Consider the following 22,748-nt stretch of genomic DNA (forward strand, 5'->3'; position numbering starts at 1 on the left):
ATGCGACACTTGACGTCCCCCCGAGCGAAAGCGGAGCCATGCCAACCCTCGACGTGCGCCTCCTCGGCCCCCTGGAGGTCCGCATCGACGGCGCCGCGGCCGCCGTCCCCCGCGGCAAGTCCGCCACGATCCTGGCCGTCCTCCTCGACGACGCCGGCCGCGTCGTCCCCATCGACGCCCTCATCCGCGCCGTCTACGGACCCGACCTGCCCAAGGACCCCGACACGCAGATCCAGAACGCCGTCGGCGTCCTCCGCGGCAAACTCGGGGCCGCCCGCGACCGCATCGAGACCGTCGGCCGCGCCTACCGCTTCCGCATCGACACCGGCGAACTCGACCTCCTGCGCTGCAAGGCGAACGAGGACCTGGCCCGGAACCTCCGGCTCGAAGGCCGCACCGCCGAGGCCGCCGACGCCCTCCGCGCCGCCCTCGCCGAATGGCGCGGCCCCGCGCTCGCCGACCAGTCCGGGACCGCGATCGAGGCCGTCCGCCGCCGCTACGACGAGCACCGCCTCGCCCTCCTCGAACGCCGCCTCGAACTCGACCTCGAACTCGGCCGCCACGCCGACGTCGTCGACGAGCTCCGCCAGGCCGCCGCCGCCCACGGCACCCGCCAGCGCCTCACCGCCCTCCTCATGCGCGCCCTCCACGCCGGCGGGCGCATCGCCGAGGCCGCCGACGCGTTCGCCGCCCTGAAGGAGCGCCTCGCCGAGGCCCTCGGCGTCGACCCCGACCGCGAACTCGTCGACCTGCACGCCGCGATCATCCGCGACGACACCGGCGCCGCCCCCGCCGCCGTCGACCCGCCCCGGCTCGTCCCCGCCACGCTCCCGCGCGCCATCACCCGCTTCACCGGCCGCGACGACGAGATCCGCCTCCTCGACGACGCGCTCGACGCCGCCGACGGCGAGGCCGGCCTCGCCGTCGTCACCGGCATGGGCGGCGTCGGCAAGACCGCGCTCGCCGTCCGCTGGGCCCACCGCGTCGCCCACCGCTTCCCGGACGGGCAGCTGTACTTCAACCTGCGCGGCTTCGACCCCGCCAGCGACGGCGCCGAACCGGCCGCCGTCCTCGCCGAGGCGCTCGCCGCGCTCGGCGTCCCCGCCCACCAGCTCCCGGCCGGCCTCGACGAGCGCACCGGCCTGTACCGGACCGTGCTCGCCCGCCGCCGCGTCCTCATCCTCCTCGACAACGCCCGCGACGCCGCCCAGGTGCGGCCCCTCCTGCCCGTCGCACCCGGCAGCTTCACGCTCGTGACCTCCCGCGACCGGCTCGCCGGCCTCGACGCCGGCGAAGGCGCCGACACCGTCCCGCTCGACCTCATGACCGAAGGCGACGCGTGGGCGCTCCTGGTGCGCCGCATCGGACTGGGCCGGGCCATGGCCGAGGAGGCGCCCGTCCGCCGGATCGTCGCCGCGTGCGGCCGCCTCCCGCTCGCCCTCACCCTCATCGGCGCGTGGGCCGCCCGGCACCCCGGCTTCTCCGTGCAATCGCTCGCCGACCGCCTCGACCAGACCACGAACGTGTTCAAGGTCCTCGCCGCCGCCGACCCCGGCTCCGACCCGCGCTCCGTGTTCGCCTGCTCCTACCAGGCGCTCGGTTCCCGTGCCGCGCAGGCGTTCCGGCTGTTCGGGCTCCACCCCGGGCCCGAGCTCACGCCCGCCGCGCTCGCCAGCCTCATGGGCGGGCCGCGCGCCGAGGCCGAGGCCGCGCTGAACGAGCTCGCGGGCGTCCACCTCGTCGAGCAGCCCGTGGAGGGCCGCTACACCATGCACGACCTCCTGCGCGCCTACGCGAAGGAGCGCTTCGCCGAGGAGGTCGCCGCGGAGCGCCGCGACGCGGCCGCGCGCCGCATGATCGAGCACTACCTGTTCACCGTCGACGCGATCGCCGACCGGATCGCCCCGCGCGCCGACCGCTTCGACCTCGGCGAGCCCGAACCGGGGGTCGTCACCGAGCCCGTCGCCGACGCCGAGGCCGGCCGCGCCTGGCTCGAAGCCGAGGACGGGGTCATGCGCGGCCTCATCCGCTTCGAACCCGAACGCCCCGCGCTCGAGGCGCGCCTCTGGCAGCTCGGCTGGGTCCTCACGGAGCTGTTCCTCGACCGGTTCCTGGGCCGCGAACCCGGGGCGGCGGACCCGCCCGCGCCGCCGCGGCGCGTCGACGGCGTCCTCGACCGGCTCCTGTCGCGCGGCCACATCACCGGCCCGATGCTCCTCCTGGGCACCGAGCCGTCGCTCCGCAAGCACCTGTCGCAGACCATGACGGCCGCCGCGAACGGCGACGACCCGGGAGCGAAGGCGATCGCCAGCTACGCGGTCACCGTCGGCTCGGGGGCCGACGGGCGCGACGCCGAAGCGCGCGGCTACGCGCGCCAGGGCCACCGGTACTTCCGGGCCGTCGGCGACCGCTTCTGGGACTACCGGATGCTGTACGCCGTCGGCTGGCACAGCGTCCCCCTCGGCGACCTCGACGAGGCCCGCGCCTGCTTCGCGGAGGTCCGCGCCGCCGCCCGCGCCGAGGGCATCCCGCTCGGGGACGCGAACACCGCGATCGGCTTCGGGGCCATCGCGCACGCCGAAGGCCGCTTCGAGGACGCGGCGGCGTGCTTCGCCGAGGCGCTGGCCTGGTACGAGGAGCAGGGCATGGCGGTGAGCGCCGCGTTCGCCCGCGAGCACCTGGGCGACGCGCGGGCCGCGGCCGGCCGCCTGCCGGAGGCGGACCGGGAGTGGGCCGCGGCGGCGGCGGTGTACGACGACGCCGGCTTCACCGCCGAGGCCGACCGGGTCCGCGCCAAGCTCGACGCGCGGGCCGGGAACGAGGGCCGCTGAACCGCCCGGGAACGGCCGCAGGGCCCCGCCCGGAGGCGGAGCCCTGCATGGAAACCGTTGCCGCCTAAGCGGTCTCGGCGTCGAAGTCCGTCGCCAGGAGCGCGTCCACCGCCGACTGGTACGAGTCGGTGCCCGACTGCGCGATGCTCGCGATCCCCAGGAACCCGTTCACGCCGTCAACGTCGACCACCAGCATCGCCGTGTCCTCGAACGTGTCCGTGCTGCCCTGCGTCGACGTCCACGAGTTCCGCCACGTCGCGAGCACGCCGGTCTTCCCGTCGACCTCCACGTCCTGGTACGCGATCTCGCCCATCGTGTAGCCCTGCACCGAGCCGAACGCGCCCGTCAGCCACACCTCGGCCGCGCTCGCCGCGCTCGTCCGCAGGTCCGTCGGGTCGTACTGGGCGACCGCGCCCGAGTACAGGCCCACGCCGAAGAACGAGATCCACTCCTCGGTGTGATGGAGCGCGTACCCCTCCGAGTCCGTCATCGGCTCGTTGCTCTCGCCCGGACCGTAGTACGGGGCCCACTCGCCTGCGGGGATCGGCGTCACCGAGCCGAGGGAGGTCACCGACAGGCCGGTCCCGGACGGCCCGGGCGCCTCCTCCTCGGGCTCTTCCTCGCCGGTGGAGCCGCCGCCGTCGCCGGGGTCGGACTCCTGCGACGTGGACGTGTCGTCCTCGGCGCCGCTGAGCTCGCCCTCCTCCCGGTCGCCGCCGAGCCAGAAGTAGCCGCCGACCGCGCCGAGCGCCATCAGCAGCACCACGCCGATGATGAGCAGCGCCGTGCCGCCGCCGCCCTTCGTGGTGGCCTGCACCGGCGGCGGCCCGTACTGCTGGTACGGGTTGTAGGGCTGGTTCGGGTCGTACCCGGGCTGCGGGTAGTACGGGACCGCGCCCGGGTCCGGCTGGTAGCCGGACGCCGGCAGCTGCGTCGTGGGCGGCGCCGTCGGGGACGGGGCCGGATAGGACGGGTCGGCCCCCACCTGGCCGGGCGCGTAGCCTCCCGCGGGCGGCGGCGCGGGCTGGGACTGGCCGTAGGGGTCCGGTGCACCCGGAGGCACCGCGCCGGGGTCTTGCGGGGGGTACGTCATGGACCGATCGTATCCGGCCCCCGCAGCCGCTGTCTCCACCCGTTTTCGTCAGCGAACACTAAACCGGGACGGGTGAGCACCCGCCCCGGCTTCAGGGATCCGAAACTAATCCCCAGTATCACCGACCTGTCAATATCGAAATCGTTAGCTGACGAACACGGCCACCGTCCGGCCCGGCACGGTGAACGTCCCGGTCGCGTCGTCGAACGCCGCGTCTGCGAACACCGGGTCCGCCGAGTCCTCCAGGACCGGGTGCAGCCCCGCGCCCGAACCGGCCGCCTCCGGGACCGTCTGGTCCACCGCCTCCGGCGACGCGTTGAACACCACGGTGACCTCCTCGAACGCGTCGTCCAGGCCGTCGAGCCCGATCCGCATCACGATCACGCCCGGCGCCTCGGCCGCGGTGCCCGACAGCGGGAACGAGACCCGCTCGGCGACCGCCTCGCCCGACCCGAGGCTGAACGCCCCAGTCGAGGACGCGATCCGCAGCAGCTCCAGGTACCGGTCGCCCGCGAGGGCGATGTCCCCGCACGAGGGCGCGTCGACCGCCGCGATCGCGGCCTCCGCGTACGGCCACTTCGCCTCCGTCGTCCACGCCGGCGGCAGCCCCGACCCGAACCCGTTCGACGACGGCCCGAAGCCCTGGGCCCCGGCGCAGTCCCAGCGGATCGCGTTGAACCAGTCCCCGGAGTCGTACGAGTCCCGGTCCAGCGACTTCGACCGGAGCAGCTCGCTCCCGGCCGTCGTGAACCCGGTCCCCTGGCTGAGCACCGCGGTCGCGAGGCTCAGGACCTGCATCCGCGCCCGGTCCGCCCCGGTCGTGTCCGCGTCCAGCTTGTACGCGAGCGCGTCGAACAGGATCTCGTTGTCGTGCGCGTCGACGTAGTTCACCGCCTCGCCCGGGTCGGCCGTGTAGCCCGCGGCCGCCCCGTTGTAGTCGAGGCCGGCGCCGGTCACCGCCGTCCCGTCCGAGGCCGTGAACGCGTAGTCGGCGAGGTTCCCGACCAGGCCCAGCTTCACCAGGTCCTGCGCGTGCATGAGCGCCGCCAGCTCCGCGTCCGTGGCCTCCCCGTCGTTGTCCGCGGTCCACAGGCCCGAACCGAAGCCCTGCACGGTCGGGTCGGCGTCGAACGGGCCGCCGCCGCGCACGGCGTCGCGCATCCGGTCGTTGAACGTCCCGATCCCGGTGCCGGCCAGGTTCGCCTGCGTCGCCTGCTCGAACAGGGCGTCGTCCGCGACCTCCCCGAAGTTCCAGCCCTCGCCGTACAGCAGCACGTCCTCGTCGAGGGCCGCCCGCACCGCGAGCAGGTTCGACTTCGGATGGTGCCCCATGAGGTCGAACCGGAACCCGTCCACGTGGTACGCGTCCTGCCACAGCACGGTCGACTCGACGATGAACTTGTCGAACATCGGCCGCTCCGTCGCGGTGTTCGCGCAGCACGTCGACGTGTACACCTCGCCGTCCGCGTCGAGCCGGTGGTAGTAGCCGGGCACGACCCGGTCCAGGACCGACGTCGCGGCGGTCCCCGACGCGGCCGTGTGGTTGTAGACGACGTCGTTCACCACCCGCAGCCCCAGACCGTGGAGCGCCGCCACCATCTCCCGGTACTCCAGGACGCGCCGCGCCCCGTCCGCCTCCGTCGCGTACGAGCCCTCCGGCACGTTGAAGTGCAGCGGGTCGTAGCCCCAGTTGTACGCGTCCTGGGCGCGCACCGCCCCGACGCACGCCTGCTGCTCGGTCGAGTTCGCCGCCATCAGGTCCAGGTCGCAGTCCACGATGGACTGCCCCCTCTCGGGGATCGACGCGATGTCGAACGTCGGCAGCAGGTGCACGTAGTTCAGGCCCGCGTCCGCGAGCTCCGCCAAGTGCCGCACCGACACCGAGTCCTCCGCGGCGAACGCCGCGTACGTGCCGCGCAGCTCCTCGGGCACCGACGCGTCGGCGATCGAGAAGTCCCGCACGTGCACCTCCCACACCTGCGCCGCGGCCGGATCGACCGCCGCGGGCGCGTCCTCGCCGTCCCAGACGTCCGGCTTCAGGTCCGCGTCGTCCAGGTCCACGATCTGGCTGTGCGTCGAATCCGCCGCCAGCGACAGCGAGTACGGGTCCGTCACCGAGTACGACTCGACGGCCTGCGACGCCGGATGCCACACCTCGACCGCGAACCGGTAGAACTTGCGGTCCCAGCCCTTGGCGCCCTTCACGGTCCACACGCCCGTCCGCTCCGAGAACGACATCTCGTGCAGCTCAGGGGAAGTGTCGTCCGGCGAGTCGTACAGCTCCAGGCTCACCGACTGCGCCGTCGGCGCCCACAGCGACAGGTGCGGCTTCCTCCCCTGCCACGTCACGCCCAGGTCGGCGCCGAGCGCCGCCGCGTACACGTCGTCCACCGCGCCCGCGGTCTGCACGCCCGTCGCGTACCAGGCCAGGCCCGTGTGGTCGCGCTCGACCGCGACGAGCTGCCCGCGCAGGGCCTCCCGGACCGCGTCGCCGTCCGCCGCGACGTCGAACGCCTCGTAGCCCCAGTACGCCGGCCACGCCCGCCGCTGCGCCTCGGTGAGGCCGCCCTTCGGGGTGAGCGCGATCGTCTCGAAGTCGCCGGTGAGCGCGCCGTCCTCGACCTTGATCGAGCCGTCGGCGCTGGCGAGGAGTTCGAAGACCTTCCCGTCGGTGCCGTCGGTGTCGAGCGCGACGGTGTCGGCGTCGAGCCAGACGGCCTGCTCCTTGGCGAGGTCGAGGTCCTGGCCGCGGTCGGCGGAGGCCCCGGCGGGGCGCACGTACCCGTCGGTCGCGGCGGTGATCCACACTTCCTGGCCGTGTTCGGCGAACACGAGCCGCTGGTCGGCGGGGAGGTCCTTCTCGTCGCCGCGGTGGAGGATGTAGGAGAGGGCGGTCGCGCCGTCGGCGAGGTCGACTTCGTAGACGGCGCCGAAGGCGTCGGTGCGCACGGGCCGGAGCCCGGCGTTCCAGTCGGTGGGGTCGGCCGCGCCCTCCCAGGTGTGGAGGGTCCAGCCGTCGTAGTCGCCGGCGGGGCGCCGGTAGTGGATCACGACCCGGCCGTCGGCGGCGGCCTGCGTGGCGTGCGCGCCGGCCGCGGTCACCCAGGTCTCGCCGAGCTGCGCGGGCGTGAGGAGCACGTCCGCGCCGTGGAGCTTGGTGTCCCCGGCGTGGACGATGAGGCCCATCTGCGCGTCGACGTCGTCGACGGGCACGTGCCAGTAGCGGCCCCATTCGTCGGTGCCGTCGGGCGGTCGCGGTGCGTCCCATGAGGTCTCGGCGCCGGGGGCGAGGGCGTCGCCCCACAGGTGCAGGCCCCAGTCGGCGCCGTCGTCGGGGGCGTGGACGGTGACGTACCCGTTGGCCTCGGCGAGCGAGTACGCGATGCCGCCGGTGCCGGCCTTGAGCCAGATCTCGGGGTTCGCGCCCGGGTCGAAGGACCGGTCGTCCGGGTGGTCCTTGTTCCCCTCGCCGTCGATGACGAGGAACCCGACCTCGTCCGCGTCCTCGGCGAGCCTGATCGGCGCGAAGGACCCGTAGGAGTCGGTGCCGCTGAACGGGTTCGACTCGGGCCAGACGGTGCTCGACTCCTCGGCGACGTCGCCCCACGCGTACAGGCCCCACTCCTCGGGGTCGCCGTCGTAGTGGACGTTCGCCCAGGCGGGCCCGCCGCCGGCCTGGTCGGGGGTGGCGACGGCGGTGGCGGCCTTCGCGGCGGCGGTGCGCCCGCTCCGGTCGACGGCGACGGCCTTGAACTCGACGCGCTGGTCGCCTTGCAGCCCTGCGAGGTCGTAGGCGATGCGGTGGTCGGGGCCGGGGGAGGTCCCGACGTAGGTCCAGTCGCCGCCGTCGACGGAGGCGGCGAAGGCGACGCGAGCGAGCGGGTCGCCGGACACGTCGGCGGTGACGTGCGCGGTGGTCGCGGACTCCTCGGCGACGCTGAGGGTCACGGCGGGGGCGTCCCCGGCGGCGACGGGCTCGTCGGCGCGGAAGACGACGGCCGACAGCGGCGGCACGGTGACGGAGGCGGCCCCGTCGGCGGCCTCGATCGCACCGTCGCCGTACACGGCGGTGAACGCGCCGGAGTCCGTCGCGACGTCGACGGTGCGCGCCTCGGTGGCGTTCGAGACGGCGACGAGGTATTCGACGCCGTCGGCGCCGATGCGGGAGAACGCGAAGACGCCGTCCTCGGTCGAGCGGGTCACCTGGGCGCCGTCCGCGAGGGCGGGGTGGTCCTTGCGGAGTTGCCCGAGTTCGGCGATCGCCTGGTAGACCGGGTGGCCGGGGTCGTAGTGGTCCTCGGCGTGCGTGGTGTCGGCGCCGATGACCTCGTCGTCCAGGTATTCGTCCACTTGGGACGCGAACATGGTCTGGCGGGCGTAGTCGTCGCCGCCGGAGCCGGTGAAGCCCTGCTCGTCGCCGTAGTAGACGACGGGCTGGCCGCGGGTGAGGAACATGAGCTGCTGGGCGAGGATCGCGCGCTGGGTCCAGGTGGACTCGTCGGTGGTCTCGACGATGGCGCGGCCGACGCGGCCGATGTCGTGGTTGGAGACGAAGGTCGGCATCGACAGCGCGTCGGTGCCGTCGGCGGTGAACAGCGGGTCGGACGCGTAGACGGCGGCCAGGCCCTCGGCCCCGGCGGCGCCGGTGGCGAACCCGGTCGCGGCGCCGTGGAACCCGAAGTCGAGCACGGCGTCCAGGCCGCCTTGGCGCACATACGTGCTCGTGTACACGGGGTCGCCGGAGTAGACCTCGCCGAACGCGAAGAAGTCGATGCCCTCGGCCTCGGCGGCGTCCTCGACGCCGGCCATGAACTGGGGCCAGAACTCGAGGTTGACGTGCTTGGCGGTGTCGAGGCGGAAGCCGTCCACACCGGACTCGGCGATCCAGTCGGCGTAGACGTCGATCCAGCCGTGCACGACCTCGGGCCGCTCGGTCCACAGGTCGTCGAGGCCGGAGAAGTCGCCGTACGTGGAGGACTCGCCGGTGTAGGTCGAGTTCCCGCGGTTGTGGTACATGGTCGGGTCGTTGAGCCAGTCGGGGGACTTCGCGTCCTCCTCGCCCGCTTCGAGGACGGGCGTGTACGGCGCGCCCTCGGCGGTCACGGCCGGGAACTCGCCGGCCTCGGCGTAGTTCGCGTCCTCGAACGGCCGGCCCTCCGCGTCCTCGTAGGGCGAGTCCTCTTTGGACACGTAGCCGTCCCCGCCCTCGGCGGACTCGATGACGTCGGCGGTGTGGTTGACGACGACGTCGAGGTAGACCTCGATCCCGCGGTCGTGCGCGGCGTCGATGAGGCTCTGGAGCTCCGCGTCGTCGCCCAGGTGCGGGTCGACGGCGGTGAAGTCGGTGCCCCAGTAGCCGTGGTAGCCGGCGCCGGTCCAGGTCTCGGAGACCTGCACGGGCTGGTTGACGACGACGGGCGTCAGCCAGATCGCGGTGGTGCCCAGGCCCTCGATGTAGTCGAGGCGCTGCTCGACGCCGGCGAGGTCGCCGCCCTGGTAGAACATGCGCTTCGTCGGGTCGTAGCCGGTGGCGGTCGCGTCGCCGTCGAGGCCGCCGGTGTTGTTGGCGGGGTCGCCGTCGGCGAAGCGGTCGGTCATGACGAAGTAGAACTGCTCGGCCTCGTCCGAGGGGGCCTGGGCGAGGGCGGCCAGCTGCGAGTCGGCGGGCTCGTCGGTCCAGGAGCCGTCGTCGGGCGGGTCGCCGGGGCTGGTGCAGGCGGTGAGTGCCAGGGCGGCGCCCAGCACTCCCGCCGCGGTTCGGGCGGTACGCGGCATTGCGCTTCATCCTCCGGGGGTCGATCGGGGGTCAGGGGCGTCGGCGTGACGGGAGACGCACCCCGTGTGCGCAAGAACATACCACCTCTGAAATTTCCTTACAACATTCTGATAATCCGTTGCGAAACCGAGAACCCGGAACACGAAGAAGCCCCCCGCTCGATGCGGAGGGCTTCGCAGCAGGCGTGAGGACTAGTGGCGCTCGTCCTCGAGGTGGCGGGTCGGCACCGGAGGGGTGTGCTCGTAGTACACGGACTTCACCGGCACCGGGAACGCGGACGTCCCGAACGGCGACGAGGCCCCGATGACGCCGGAGGTGAACTCCCCGACCTCCAGGTGTCCGGGCTTGACCGTGCGGGAGCGGGTCTTGGCGGCCTTCTGGGCGGGCGCGCTGTCGGTCTCGCGGCCCACCAGGTTCGAGTCACTCATGACCTGGATCTTAACGGGCGCCTCAGCGGCCGGGAACCGGATCACGGGTGCCTCGGGTCACGCCCGGCCGGCACCGCAGGATGCGCGCCAGGGCGAGCCGCCCGCCCGTCCACAGGCCGTACCGCGACACCGCCCGGTACCCGTAGCCCGAGCAGCTCGGCGTGAACCGGCACTGCACCTGCACGCGCGGCGACAGGTGGCGGCGGTACCAGGCGATCGCCCGCAGCCCGAATCTGCGCGGCCCCTCGCGCTTGCGGGCGCGGGCCCGCTCCAGCCGCTCCGGCGTCAGTCGCCCGAATCCCAAGGCCCCCAGCGCGAACGAGTGGAACGGCCCGGGATCGGTGGTCCCGCCGCAGGCCGCCGCGCAGAAGTTGCAGGGCCCGCCGGGGTCGCAGGAGGCGGCGAGCGGCTCGCCGCACCCGGTCGAGCAGCCCGGCTGGTAGAGGCTGACGCACCCGGAGCATTCCACCCCGACAGTTCTACACGCCCGCAACGACGAAGCGGCGGCACCGGTGCGGCAGCGGAGTCCGCTCCGCGAGGAAAGGGAGGACTCGCTGCTCAAGCAGCCGGAACCATCGGGGTGCCGAACCCGGTCCCGAGGGCGAAGGCATCCGAAGCCGATCGGTGAGGATTCAGGCGGCCTCATGTCCGAAAAGCACACACCGCCCGTTATAGGCCGAACACCCCGGTATCAGGGAATTGTCAGGACCGGTTCAGGGCCCGCTCAGGCTGGTGTTCCACGGTGAAGACCTCGGGGAATGAGGGGTTCCCGAGGGGTTATGGACCCGGTGGGGCCATCGGATCATCCTCCACTGACGATCATCGCCGGCCCCACCGGGTACTCCACACTCAGTACCCCTCCACCCGAAGATCAATCACGTTGAGCCCCAATAACCCCGACTGTCACACTCACGAGTCAGGGTTGTCGAACGGGGGGCCCATCGCTCGGAACATTTCCGGAATATCCCGAAATATCGCCGCACATCAGTGCCGTCGCAGCCCTCCAGGGCCGAGCATCGTTCGGAGACCGGAGACCGGAGACCGGAGACCGGAGACCGGAGACCGGAGACCGGAGACCGGAGACCGGAGACCGGAGACCGGAGACCGGAGACCGGAGACCGGAGACCGGAGACCGGAGACCGGAGACCGGAGACCGGAGACCGGAGACCGGAGACCGGAGACCGGAGACCGGAGACCGGAGACCGGAGACCGGAGACCGGAGACCGGAGACCGGAGACCGGAGACCGGAGACCGGAGACCGGAGACCGGAGACCGGAGACCGGAGACCGGAGACCGGAGACCGGAGACCGGAGACCGGAGACCGGAGACCGGAGACCGGAGACCGGAGACCGGAGACCGGAGACCGGAGACCGGAGACCGGAGACCGGAGACCGGAGACCGGAGACCGGAGACCGGAGACCGGAGACCGGAGACCGGAGACCGGAGACCGGAGACCGGAGACCGGAGACCGGAGACCGGAGACCGGAGACCGGAGACCGGAGACCGGAGACCGGAGACCGGAGACCGGAGACCGGAGACCGGAGACCGGAGACCGGAGACCGGAGACCGGAGACCGGAGACCGGAGACCGGAGACCGCCCCGTCAGCGATACCGCTCAGGGTCCGGCAGCAACTCGTTCATCGCGCCCGACCTGAATCCCTGCGAGTCGAGCCGCACTTCCGCGAACCCCGTGACCGCCTCCAGCAGCGACGGCCGCTCCGCGACCGCCGGCACCAGCTCGGCGTCGACTTCCACCTTCGCTGTACCGCCGCCCATGTCGCGCACCCGCAGGTTCCGCACCGGGATCGCGGCCCGCCCGAACGCCTCGCGCAGCGCCTCCTCGGCCTCCGCGACCCGCCGCAGCCCTGCCGCGGTCACCTCGACCCCGTACGCGATCCGGCTGGCGAGGCAGGCCGCCGCCGGCTTGTCCCAGGTCGCCAGCCCCCACTCCTTCGAAGCGGCGCGGATCTCGGCCTTGGTGAGCCCGGCGTCGGCGAGCGGCGTGATCGCCCCGGCCCCGGCGGCCGCGCGGATGCCCGGCCGGAACCCGGCAGCGAGGTCGTCCGCGTTAGTGCCGGTCGCGACCGCCGCGATCGCCCGCGCCTCCGCCAGCGGCCCCACGACGCTCATCAGCTCGGTCTTGCAGAAGAAGCAGCGGTCACCGGCGTTGGCGCGGTAGCCCTCCCGGGAGAGCTCGTCGGTGGTCGGCGCATGGTGCACCACCCCGAGGCCCTCCGCGAACGCCCGCGCCCGCTCCAGTTCCGCCCGCGGCAGCGACGGCGAAACGGCGGTCGCCGCCTCGACCCGCTCCGGCCCCAGCGCCCGCACCGCGGCGGCGAGCAGGAACGCCGAATCGGCCCCGCCCGAGAACGCCACCATCAACGACGGCAGCGAAGCCAGCTGCTCAAGCAGCGCCTCCACCCCGCTCCCGGCCGATGCGGCATCGGCCGCACGACTCGCCGCGCCCCGACTCGCGCTATCGGCCGAGCCGTCGTGGGCCGCAGCCCGACCCGCACCTTCGACCGCGCCGGCACCTGCATCTCGGCCCGCGCCCGCAACCGCGGACCCGCCGACCGGGCCTCCGGCCCCGGCTCCGACCGCGCCTGGGGGCGCGGTCTCGACCGGGCCCGCGGGCAGGCGTCCAGGCATCGGAAGGGCCGCTGGGGGAGTCGCTTGGGAGGTCACCTCACGAGCCTATCCCGCCGCGCGTGTCCCACCCTTTTCTGCGGACATAACGGAAATGTCCCTACCGATGGGCCCCCGGTTCAACAACCCTGCCCGAGGGGTCCGACGATTCGGCGTCCGGCCGTTCAATGCGAGGGCTGCTCGAAAAGGGCGCGCGGCCGACTCGCCCTCCGCCGACTGCTACTCCAGATCGCTGGCGACGGCGCGCAGGAGTTCGGCGATCTTGGCGCCGGTCTTGCGGTCGGGGCGGCGGCCGCGCGCGAGCGGCGGCATGACCTGCTGCTCGAGCACGCCGATGAGGTCCTGGAGGAGGCTGTTCAGCTCTTCGGGCGAGCGCTTGGGCGTCTCGGGGGCCGCAGGAGCGCCGGCTTGCGGGGCGGCGAGCACGTGCAGGCCCATCGCCTGGACGCCCCGGCGCGTGTCGATGATGCTGTACTCGACCTTGGTCCCCTTGGCGAGTTCCTCCACGCCCTCGGGAAGCGCGTCGCGGTGCACGAAGACGTCCTTGCCGCCGTCGTCGCGGGAGACGAATCCGAATCCCTTCTCGGCGTCGAACCATTTCACTCGACCACTGGGCACCGCTGAACCTCGAACTTCTCTCTCTTGCCGGCTACTGCTGAGTCCGTCAAGCCTAGCGTGGCACGAACCGGACGGTCCGGACCGTCCGGGTGACCGAACCGCCACGCACCGCGACCGGCGCTCGGCCGCTAGGGGATCGCGATGCCGAGCTCGGGCACGAGCCCGAGTTCCGCTGCCCCGCCGAGGAGCCGCCGCACCGCGTCGCGGCCCTCGTCCCCGAGGTCGCGGGAGAACTCGTTGACGTACAGCTCGATGTGCTTGCGGCACACCTCTTCCGACATCTCCTGCGCGTGCTCGGCGATGTACGCGCGGCTCGCCTCGGGATGCGCCCACGCGTAGTCGAGCGAGGCGCGGATCGCGTCGGTGACCGCCGCGGTGTCGAGATGGGACTTGGCGACGATCGCGCCGAGCGGGATCGGGGCCCCGGTGCTGCCCTCCCACCATTCGCCGAGGTCGACCAGGCACTCCAGGCCGTACTCGGCGTACGTGAACCGGGCCTCGTGGATGACGAGCCCGGCGTCGAAGCGGCCCTCGCGGACCGCGGGCATGATCTGGTCGAACGGCACGACCTCGACCGCGACGTCAGGACCGCCGAGGTCCCGCAGCCACAGGTTGAACAGGAGGAACGCGGTGCTGCGGTCCGAGGGGACCGCGACCTTCCTCCCCTTCAGGTCCGCGAGCCCGCCCGGCCCGGTGAGGACCAGCGGCCCGCACCCGCGCCCGAGCGCCCCGCCCGCGGGCAGCAGCCGCCATTCGGGGCCGAGGTGCGGCAGGGCCGCGTACGAGACCTTCGCGACGTCGAACTCGCCTCGCGCGCAAGCGGAGTTAGTGACGTCGATGTCGGCGAACGTCAGCCGCGTGGCCGGGGCACCGTCGATGAGGCCGGAGGTCCAGGCGTGGTAGATGAACGTGTCGTTCGGGCACGGCGAGTGCGCGAGGTGCAGCGCGGCCGCCGTGGCGGCGCCGTCCCCGGAACCGCTGCCCGCGCCGTCCTCGGACTCGCTGTCGAACGGAATGCCGAGTGCGACCATCACAGCTCCCTGATCGCGCCGGTGAGCGACTTCAGGGCCGAGCCCCAGTCCCAGCCCTCGACGTTCCGGTCGCCGACGAAGTTGGAGACCGTCCGGATCTCGGCGAACGGCAGACCCGCCTGCTGGGCCGCGGTGGCGACGCCGAAGCCCTCCATGGCCTCGCCGACGGCGTCCGGGTACCGGTGGGCGAGGTTCGCGGCCTGCCCGTCGGAGCCGGTGATCGAGGCGAGCGTGAGGATCTCGCCGCGCACGCCCTCGACGGCGACGGTGAGCACGGTGTTGCACCCGATCCGGTTGGTGCCGAAGCCGATCTCGTCGATGGGCTGGAACCGCCACGGCAGGGCCACGCCGAGCTCGGCGTGGACGGAGTCGGTGCCGATGAGCACGTCGCCGATCCGCGCCCGCCCCTGGAACGCCCCGCAGATGCCGGCGTTCACGACCACGTCGTACGCCCGCCCCATGTGGCTGTTCTCGGCGATGGTCCGCGCGGTGGAGGCGGCGGCGGCGGCCGGACCGACGCCGCAGACGAGGATGTCCAGCTCATGGCGGAGCGAGCGCCCGGCCTCGACGGCCTGGGCCTCCTCGGCGACCGCGCACACGACGAGTATTCGCATGGATGAAACGGTACCGGCCCGCACGGCCGCGCGACCCCCGCAGTGAACGTGGCGCCCGACGCAGCCTCCGCAGGGGCCGGCCCTGGACGCTCTTGCGGCAACCGGCTGGCAACACCGCCGCCACCCAGCACGGCGCGGTCGACACAGCGGCACGGTCCGGGGAGGACGGGGCGGAAACTCCGGAGGGACGGGGCGGAAACGCCGGCGGGCAGCCCAGGACCAGCCTCTGGGTGAGGGCCCCCGGTATCAACCGTGCCCGGCGGGTCCGACACTTTCGGGCCCCAACGGCTGCGGTGTGGCGCATTCCGCTCTCACCCGGGCGCACCGTCCGCCGGGGTCCGGCGCGAGCTGACCTATGCTTGAAGGCGTGCCTGACAGCTCCGCCGCCGCCGCCAAGACCCGGACCCGCAAACCGCGCCTGGACCGGGCCCTCGCCGATGCCGTCGATCAGGCCCGCGAGGCCGCCGAAGAGGCCGCCGAGGGCATCGGGGAGCACTTGGGCGTCGAGGCCGAGTCGGAGCGGGTCGTCACCCACTACTTCGAGTGCACCCTGCCGGGCTACCGCGGCTGGCGCTGGGCCGTCGTGCTCACCCGCGCCCCGCGCGCCCGCGCCGCCACCGTCTCCGAGACCGCGCTGCTGCCCGGCCCCGACGCGCTCCGCGCCCCGGCGTGGATCCCGTGGGCCGACCGCCTCCAGGGCGGCGAGGTCGGCACCGGCGAAGTCCTCCCCACCGAGGACGACGACGACCGCCTCATGCCCGCCTACCAGCTCTCGGACGACGACGCCGTCGAGGACATCGCATTCGAACTGGGCCTGGGCCGCGAGCGCGTCATGAACCGCGAAGGCCGCGCCGAGGCCGCGCAGCGCTGGTACGACGGCGACCGCGGGCCGAACGCCCCGATCGCCGAGGCCGCCCCCGCCGCCGCCCGCTGCGGCACCTGCGGATTCTTCCTGCCGCTGGCCGGCTCGATGCGCCTCGCCTTCGGCGCCTGCGCGAACCTGTACTCGTCCGAGGACGGCCGCGTCGTCTCCGCCGACCACGGCTGCGGCGCGCACTCCCAGATCAGCGAGTTCGTCGACACGACCCCGCAGGGCGTCGAGAAGTCCGAGATCATCTACGACGACGAGGGCTCCGAGATCCTCTAGCCCCCGCAACCGCCAGGGCAGGGCGTTTCAGCCCGGCTGCGGCCTTATGCCGAACCCCGGCCTCCGCCGCGGGCCTGGCGGCCGAAGTGGCGGCGGTCTGCGACGGCCATCGCGGCGGTGCCGAGCAGGCCCACCACGACGCCGGTGAGGGCGCACGTGCCCCACCACTCGCGCCCCGAGGCCGCGAGGTCGTCGCGGAAGAGCTGGGTGAGCACCAGGGCGATCGTCCACAGCAGAGTGCCGACGGCGGCGATCGGCGTCATCCGCAGCCGCACCGCCTCGGCCGCGGGGAGCTCGGGCGTCTTCTTCACCCGGTGGTAGGCGGCGCGAGGGTTCGCCGACGAGCCGGACGAGGCCGGGGGCTGGGAACTTCCGTCGGTGGACACGCTGCCAATGTACGCTGCGACAGTCCCCGCGACAATCGGTCACGCCGAAGCGAGTCGGCGTCGCATCGTCGCAGCAGGGCCGCCGATCGCGCCCGCGCCACCGTGATCGGTTATCGACACCCCGCCGGTTGTGGTTCGCCGGTAGGGTTGGGCGTACGCTCGGATGAGCTGGCAATGCGGCGCTGACGAAGACACGAGGGGTGGAAGGCATGAGGCCGGTACGGTTCGTAGCCCTCTCTGAGGACGGTCATGCGCTCGTGCTCGCCGACGAACTCGGCCGTCTGCTGGCCCTCCCGCTCGACGAGCGGGTCGCCGCCGTGGTCGACGTGCCCGAGGCCGGAAACGCGTTGCGCGCCAAGACCGACGCCCCGGCCGCCAAGCCCGCGCCCGCGAGCCGTCCCGTGCCGCAGCGCCCCGCCGCCGTCAGCCTCTCCCCGCGCGACATCCAGACCCGCATCCGCGCCGGCGAGTCCGCCGAGGACATCGCCGCCTCCGCGCAGGTCGCCGTCGACCGGGTGCTCCGGTACGCCGGCCCGGTCCTCCAGGAGCGCGCGATGCTCGCCCAGGCCGCCCGCCGCTCGCGGCTGGCGACCTCCGAACGCGGCGAGCGTATGTCCAATGTGGTCGATGTGAAGCTCGGCACGCACGGGGTCGACCCCGAGGCCGTCTCCTGGGACGCCTGGCGCACCGAGGACGGCTCGTGGCTGGTGCAGGCGTCGTGGTCCTCCGGGAAGACGACCGCCCGCGCGCGCTGGAAGCTCGACCGGGCCCGCCAGACCGTGACGCCCGACGACGAGATGGCGCAGTTCCTCTCGACGCCGCTGCCGCAGCAGGTCTCCGGGCCGAAGGACGTGCCGAGCGACCTGGGCATCCGCCCGGGCGACCCGGTGCGGCCCTCGCGGGACCCGATGCACGGCCTGCGCGACTCCGACGACGACTCGCGTCCCGACCCGCTGCGCCGCGACCGCCTCCGCGAGGTCCTCGAGCGTCCGCTCGACGACGTGCCGGGGCGCGGGAAGCGGACCTCGCAGCTGGGCCTGCCGGGCACGACCGCGCCCGAGCAGCGGGAGACCCCCGAGGTTCCCTCGCTCGCGGTGCTGCGCCCGAACAAGCGGGCCGTCGCCGACGACGACCTGAACGTGCCGCCGCTGGCGGCGGCCGGTTCGAAGCCGCGCAACCAGCTCCCGGGCTGGGACGACGTGCTGTTCGGCAGCGCCGGCAAGGACTAGCCCGCTCGGGTCGGGGCCAGCGCTCCGGCTGTGGGCGCGGGCTTGTCGCTTTAGGCTGGCGTGTCGGCCGATGGGCGCGGTGAATCATGAGGATCGTTTCGGACGAATCCGGAATTCCGGATTCGTCCTTTGTGATCGCCCCACTCCTGACCGTATCCGGAGGGGGCGACGTTTTCGCAGGTGAGGATGTTTCGGAGCGGGGCGGGTCTGTTGGGCTCGTCCCGCTTCGGTGTTGTGGTGCGGTGGATTTCGGGCAGCCTCCATGGTTCGGAGTGCGTTGGGCCCCCGGTCAAAACCCTGACACAGGGGTGTGACCATCCGTCGATGCGGGGTGCGGAGAGAAGTCCGTCTCAGTCACTGGCTAGCCGACCGGTAAGTAAATATCATGGAATGCGATGTCTCCGGTCCTCCTCGGCCAGCTGCGCCACACGTTCAGAGCCCTCGCCTACCCCGCCTTCCGGGTGTACGCCACCGGGCAGCTCGTCGGCACCCTCGCATTCTGGCTCCAGACCACCGCCGTCTCCTGGCTCGTGCTCGAGCTCTCCGGGAACTCCGGGACCGCCCTCGGCTGGACCCTCGCGCTCCAGTTCGGCCCCTACCTCCTCTTCGGACTCCACGGCGGCAAGATCGCCGACAGCTTCGACAAGCGCCGCGTCCTCCTCCTGTGCTCCCTCGGCTCCGCCGCCGTCACCGCCGGGCTCGGGGCCGTCGTGCACACCGGGCACATCGAACTGTGGATGGTCTACGTCGGCATGGCCGCGTTCGGCTCGGTCTCGGTCATCGAAGGCCCGGCGCGGCAGGCGTTCTACTCCGAGATCGTCGACCTCGAGGCGCTCCCCAACGCCGTCGGCCTCGGCAGCGCCATCTTCAACACCAGCCGCATCGCCGGCCCCGCGCTCGCCGGGGTCCTCATCGCCGTGACCTCGACCGGCACCGTCATCATCACGTGCGCCGTCCTCGCCCTCGGCCCGGCCGTCGCCTGCGCGGTCCTGCTGCGCCGCAGCCTCTCCAACCCGGTGCGCCGCCGCGAGGACGCCGGCGGGATCCGCGAGGCCCTGCGCTACACCGCCGCCCGGCCCGACATCATCGCCGTGCTCGTCGTCTCGCTCCTGGTCTCCGGCTTCACCTTCAACTTCGCGCTGACGCTCTCGGTGCTGGCCCGCACCGAGTTCGAGACCGGCGCCGACTCCTACGGCCTGCTCCTGACCGCGCTCGCGGTCGGCGCGCTCGCCGGGTCGCTCGCCTCCGGCCGCCGCTCGGGCCGCCCGACGCTGAACACGATGCTGCTGTCCTCGGCGCTGCTCGGCGCCGGCACCCTGGTCGTCGGCCTCGCCCCGACCCTGTGGTCGGCCATGATCCTCCTGGCGCCCACCGGTTTCGCGATGGTCTACTACGCGCAGGCCGCGAACCAGCGGGTCCAGATGGGCGTGCGGGCCGACTACCGCGGCCGCGTGCTGAGCCTGTACATGCTCGTCTTCCTCGGCTCGACCGCCGTGTTCGCGCCGGTGGTCGGCTGGGTCATGGAGGAGTTCGGGGCCCGCTCGGGCCTGTGGCTCGGCGGGGTCGTCGCCGTCGCCACGCCCGCGGCCGTCGCGCTCGCCAAGCGGGCGCAGATCCGCCGCCGCGCGACCGCGCTCACCGGCAAGGCCATGCCCTAGTGGCGGGCCGGCCGTAGGCTGGGGGCAGCCCCGGAAACGCCGTCCCCTCCGATATCCGTTAATCCCAAAGGGTGAACCGGAACCGAACGCGGGCATCAGCAGGTTGCCCGACTTCTCCGCAATCGCCCCGAACCTCCTGCGACTCTGCCGTCCCACGAGTGCACATAGGCGTTACTTCGACGAAATTACTGTCTCGTCCAATGGGATTTCACTGAATGAACGTCAGGGGCAGCTGCGAGGATAGGCACATCGTGACAGCCCTCGACCACGTCGCGTCGACACACCACTCGCCGCAGGCGCGGGTCACCGATCCCGAGTAGAGCCCCTGGAGGGAATCCAGTGAGTGCCTCCGCCACAGCGACCGCACCGGTCGCACCCCAGGTACGGACCGAGCGCCTGTTCGCCGCGCTCCCCCTTCCCGACAACGCCGTCGCCGATCTCGCCGAAGTCGTCTCCGACCTCAACATCGCGCGCCGCGGCGCCCCGAGCCGCCCCGGCGCCGCCGGGCGCAGCGGCCGCCTGGTCCGCTCCGAGAACTGGCACCTCACGCTCGCCTTCCTCGGCGAGGTCCCCGAATCGCGCTGCGCCGAGACCGCCGAGGTCATCGCCGCGGCCGCCCGCGAGGCCGCGCCGATGCGGCTCTGCGTCTCGGGCGGCGGGCGCTTCGGGCGCGGCCGCTACTCGGTGGTGTACGCCGGGCTCGACGGCGACGTCGCGGCCCTGGTGGACCTCGTCCACAGCATCCGCGCCGGCCTCCTCGCCGGGAACCTCCCGGTCGACCAGAAGCAGTACCGCCCGCACGTGACCCTCGCCCGCCCCGGCGACCGCGTCACGAACCAGCAGGCGGCCCAGGACCTGCTCACGCTCCGCCGCTACTACGGCCCCAGCTGGACCGCGGGCGAGCTCGTCCTCTACCGGTCCGACTTCGGCAAGGGCCCCGTCGGCGCCCAGCCCAAGTACACGCCGGTCGCCTCGGCCCCGCTCGGCGGCTGACCCCCGACTGCGACAGCCCGCGGCCACTCCCACTGCCACGGGCTGTCGTCCCCTGCCCGAGAAACGGCCCCGGCGCCCGGGCCGTGTCGCACCCCCGTGGCAGGGTTGTCACCGGGGGCCCAGCGGTCCGATCGCCATAGCTCCTGCCCTCAAGGGAGAAACCCGCTCGCGATCTGTCCGAAAGCCAGGATCGCGCCGCCGGTGACCGGTAGAAAGAGGGCATGTCCCACAACACCTTCGGCGCCGGCCGCCTCCGCACCGACGCGGGCTCCCCGCACGCGACCGAGACCGGGCGCCCGCTCGCCCGCGTCTTCCTCCGCGCCGCCGGGATCACCGCCCTCGCGTGCTGGGCCGTCCTCCTCGTCTGGGCGTCGTTCGGGACGGGCGCGAGCTCCGGGTCCTCCGGCGTGTGGATGATCATCGGCACCGTCGCCTCCGTGCTCATCGCCGCCGCCGTCATCACCACCGCCGCCTCCCGCACCGGCCTGCGCATCATCCTCACCGCACTCTGCACCGCCGTCTTCTCCGCCGCCGCCGGCTGGGCCGTCTACTCCTCCATGCCCGAAGCCGGCCCCGGCCAGTTCATCACCCACCGCGCCGGCGTCGCCGCCCTCGCCTACGGCTTCGGCGTCCTCGGCGGCGGCCTCCTCGCCCTCTCCGAATTCGTCGTCGAGGGCTACGCCGGCGGCCGCACCCGCCCCCCGAAGGCCATGCGCCGCAAGGTCGGCGTGTTCGCCGTCGCCGTCGTCGTCCTCCTCGCCGCCGTCCTCGCCCCCGCCATGCAGCGCTGGGCCGAACTCGCCAACCAGGACGTGCACGTCGGCGACGCGGCCGCCGCCGAAGCCGGCACCGACGACCTCGCCGCCCTCGCCGGCGTCGAGCGCTTCACCGACACCCCCTACGGCCTCCTGCGCACCGACCACCCCACCGAACCCACCCCGCAGGCCGTCACCATGCTCGACCCCGCCACCGGCGCCGCCGTCTGGTACCACCGCCGCTGGAACTGGCTCGCCTCCCAGACCCCCGTCCTCTCCCACGCCCAGGACCTCGTCGCCCTCACCGGCCCCCGCGCCGACAACCGCGGCGACTTCCAGACCCGCGTCCTGCGCACCCGCGACGGCGGCGAGGTCGCCACCGCCCGCTTCGACGGCTCGCCCGGGACCCTCCTCGCCCTCGCCGACGACCGCCTCCTCTACGCCGAGGACGGCAGCGAGGTCTTCCGCGTCTACGACTTCGGCGGCGGCCTCCTCTGGGACGCCGAGATGCCGCCCGGCTGCGAAGGCACCGCCGCCCAGGTCGCCGGCGACCGCGTCGTCCTCCTCGCCGACTGCGTGCCCGCCCCCGACCGGACCGTCGCCCGCGACTACGTCCTCGCCTTCGACCTCGACGACGGCGACCCCGCCTGGGAGCAGGCCGTCGACGCCGCCGCCGAAGTCGTCCCCGAGTCCTTCCTCGTCTCCGGCGACACCGTCCTCATCGACAGCCGCGTCGAGCACCGCGTCACCGACGGGCCCTTCTCCGCCCGCCGCTTCGAGCACCTCCTCATCGCCTACGGCGTCGAGGACGGCGAGAAGCGCTGGCACATGCGCGACCAGTCCTTCGGCTCCACGAACTCCTCCGCGTGCGGCGGGACGCTCCACCTCTCCCAGCCCACCGACGCGCCCGCCACCGGCGTCGCCGCCGGCGGCGGCGAGGCCCGGGCCGACGCGCCCCTGGGCGAGCGCCGCACCGTCCAGATCATCGAGTGCTACACCGCGCACGACCGCGAAGGCTCCTGGCTCGGCGTCATGGCCTACGACGCCGGCACCGGCCAGCGCCTCTACGAAGGCCAGGTGCGCCTCGGCTACACGCCGCTCGACCCCGAGGTCGCCCGCGGCTGGGGCACGGTCCTGCCCGACAACCGGGCCCTGCTCGCCGCCGACCTGTCGCTCGACCCGACGCTCCCCGACTGCCGCCTCTACCAGGTCGACGGCGGCCAGGTGCGGGAGATCGCGCTCCCGGGCACGGCGGCCGAGGGCGAGGAGGCCGCCCCGGTCCCCGCGAACTGGTGCCACGACGCGCAGCTCAGCGCCGTCGGCTCCGGCGGGGCCGTCAGCTACGTGAACGCCGAGGGGACCCGCAACATCGCCGTCGTCGAATGACGCCCGGGACGCGGCGCGGCCGCCGGTGAGCGGCCGGCGCGCTCGACCGTGCCCTCGACGGTGCGCTCGACTGTGCGCTTGACGATGCCCTCGACGGTGCGTGGCCACGCGGTGAACGTGGAGTGAACCCCGTCAATGATCAAATGGTGTGATCGAT

At 73.2% G+C, this 22,748-nt stretch carries 16 protein-coding genes; 6 read left to right on the top strand and 10 right to left on the bottom strand.

Going from position 1 to position 22,748, the window contains the following annotated elements; all coding sequences use genetic code 11:
* Positions 1 to 38: 38 nt before the first annotated feature.
* A complete protein-coding gene (locus EIW28_RS22715) occupies positions 39 to 2,831 on the top strand; it encodes an AfsR/SARP family transcriptional regulator (protein WP_125250006.1) in 2,793 nt (930 codons plus the stop codon).
* 64 nt (positions 2,832 to 2,895) lie between these two features.
* On the opposite strand, the gene EIW28_RS22720 is transcribed toward EIW28_RS22715, so the two are convergent.
* From EIW28_RS22720 to mqnB, 9 genes are all read right to left on the bottom strand, one after another.
* On the bottom strand, positions 2,896 to 3,924 hold the full coding sequence (locus tag EIW28_RS22720; RefSeq protein ID WP_125250007.1) for a DUF3824 domain-containing protein: 1,029 nt from the start codon (positions 3,922 to 3,924) through the stop codon (positions 2,896 to 2,898).
* A gap of 144 nt (positions 3,925 to 4,068) precedes the next feature.
* Positions 4,069 to 9,699 carry a pullulanase-type alpha-1,6-glucosidase gene (gene pulA / locus EIW28_RS22725; RefSeq protein WP_125250008.1) on the bottom strand — a complete coding sequence of 1,877 codons (5,631 nt, stop codon included), beginning with the start codon at positions 9,697 to 9,699 and terminating at the stop codon, positions 4,069 to 4,071.
* A gap of 192 nt (positions 9,700 to 9,891) precedes the next feature.
* A complete protein-coding gene (locus tag EIW28_RS22730) occupies positions 9,892 to 10,128 on the bottom strand; it encodes a hypothetical protein (protein WP_125250009.1) in 237 nt (78 codons plus the stop codon).
* Between the two features lie 22 nt (positions 10,129 to 10,150).
* On the bottom strand, positions 10,151 to 10,597 hold the full coding sequence (gene yidD, locus EIW28_RS22735; RefSeq protein WP_197717430.1) for a membrane protein insertion efficiency factor YidD: 447 nt from the start codon (positions 10,595 to 10,597) through the stop codon (positions 10,151 to 10,153).
* Between the two features lie 406 nt (positions 10,598 to 11,003).
* Entirely contained in the window at positions 11,004 to 11,747 is a 744-nt protein-coding gene (locus tag EIW28_RS25725) for a hypothetical protein (protein WP_125250075.1), read from the bottom strand.
* A complete protein-coding gene (gene larE, locus EIW28_RS22745; RefSeq protein WP_232014172.1) occupies positions 11,731 to 12,549 on the bottom strand; it encodes an ATP-dependent sacrificial sulfur transferase LarE in 819 nt (272 codons plus the stop codon). Before larE ends, EIW28_RS25725 begins: the two co-directional genes overlap by 17 nt.
* Positions 12,550 to 12,993: 444 nt before the next feature.
* Positions 12,994 to 13,392, bottom strand: coding sequence for a cold-shock protein (locus tag EIW28_RS25730; RefSeq protein ID WP_125250010.1), 399 nt, complete (start codon positions 13,390 to 13,392; stop codon positions 12,994 to 12,996).
* Positions 13,393 to 13,520: 128 nt separating this feature from the next.
* Positions 13,521 to 14,336 carry a 1,4-dihydroxy-6-naphthoate synthase gene (locus EIW28_RS22755; RefSeq protein WP_197717435.1) on the bottom strand — a complete coding sequence of 272 codons (816 nt, stop codon included), beginning with the start codon at positions 14,334 to 14,336 and terminating at the stop codon, positions 13,521 to 13,523.
* Between the two features lie 86 nt (positions 14,337 to 14,422).
* Positions 14,423 to 15,037 (bottom strand): futalosine hydrolase, encoded by a 615-nt coding sequence (mqnB, locus tag EIW28_RS22760; protein ID WP_125250012.1) that lies wholly within the window; start codon positions 15,035 to 15,037, stop codon positions 14,423 to 14,425.
* Between the two features lie 367 nt (positions 15,038 to 15,404).
* Between mqnB and EIW28_RS22765 the strand changes: the two genes are divergently transcribed.
* Entirely contained in the window at positions 15,405 to 16,184 is a 780-nt protein-coding gene (locus tag EIW28_RS22765) for a DUF3027 domain-containing protein (protein WP_197717431.1), read from the top strand.
* A 44-nt stretch (positions 16,185 to 16,228) separates the two neighbouring features.
* Here EIW28_RS22765 and EIW28_RS22770 read toward each other — a convergent pair whose 3' ends face one another.
* Positions 16,229 to 16,570, bottom strand: coding sequence for a DUF2530 domain-containing protein (locus EIW28_RS22770; protein ID WP_125250014.1), 342 nt, complete (start codon positions 16,568 to 16,570; stop codon positions 16,229 to 16,231).
* 209 nt (positions 16,571 to 16,779) lie between these two features.
* Here EIW28_RS22770 and sepH point away from each other — a divergent pair, with 209 nt between their 5' ends.
* From sepH to EIW28_RS22790, 4 genes are all read left to right on the top strand, one after another.
* On the top strand, positions 16,780 to 17,799 hold the full coding sequence (sepH, locus tag EIW28_RS22775) for a septation protein SepH (protein WP_125250015.1): 1,020 nt from the start codon (positions 16,780 to 16,782) through the stop codon (positions 17,797 to 17,799).
* Positions 17,800 to 18,194: 395 nt separating this feature from the next.
* Positions 18,195 to 19,457 carry an MFS transporter gene (locus tag EIW28_RS22780; protein WP_125250016.1) on the top strand — a complete coding sequence of 421 codons (1,263 nt, stop codon included), beginning with the start codon at positions 18,195 to 18,197 and terminating at the stop codon, positions 19,455 to 19,457.
* A gap of 339 nt (positions 19,458 to 19,796) precedes the next feature.
* Positions 19,797 to 20,450 (top strand): RNA 2',3'-cyclic phosphodiesterase, encoded by a 654-nt coding sequence (gene thpR / locus EIW28_RS22785; protein WP_125250017.1) that lies wholly within the window; start codon positions 19,797 to 19,799, stop codon positions 20,448 to 20,450.
* A gap of 221 nt (positions 20,451 to 20,671) precedes the next feature.
* Positions 20,672 to 22,591 (top strand): outer membrane protein assembly factor BamB family protein, encoded by a 1,920-nt coding sequence (locus EIW28_RS22790; RefSeq protein WP_125250018.1) that lies wholly within the window; start codon positions 20,672 to 20,674, stop codon positions 22,589 to 22,591.
* Positions 22,592 to 22,748: the final 157 nt, after the last annotated feature.

Origin of the sequence: Glycomyces terrestris, from assembly GCF_003933745.1 — a bacterium.
Taxonomy (GTDB): domain Bacteria; phylum Actinomycetota; class Actinomycetes; order Mycobacteriales; family Micromonosporaceae; genus Glycomyces; species Glycomyces terrestris.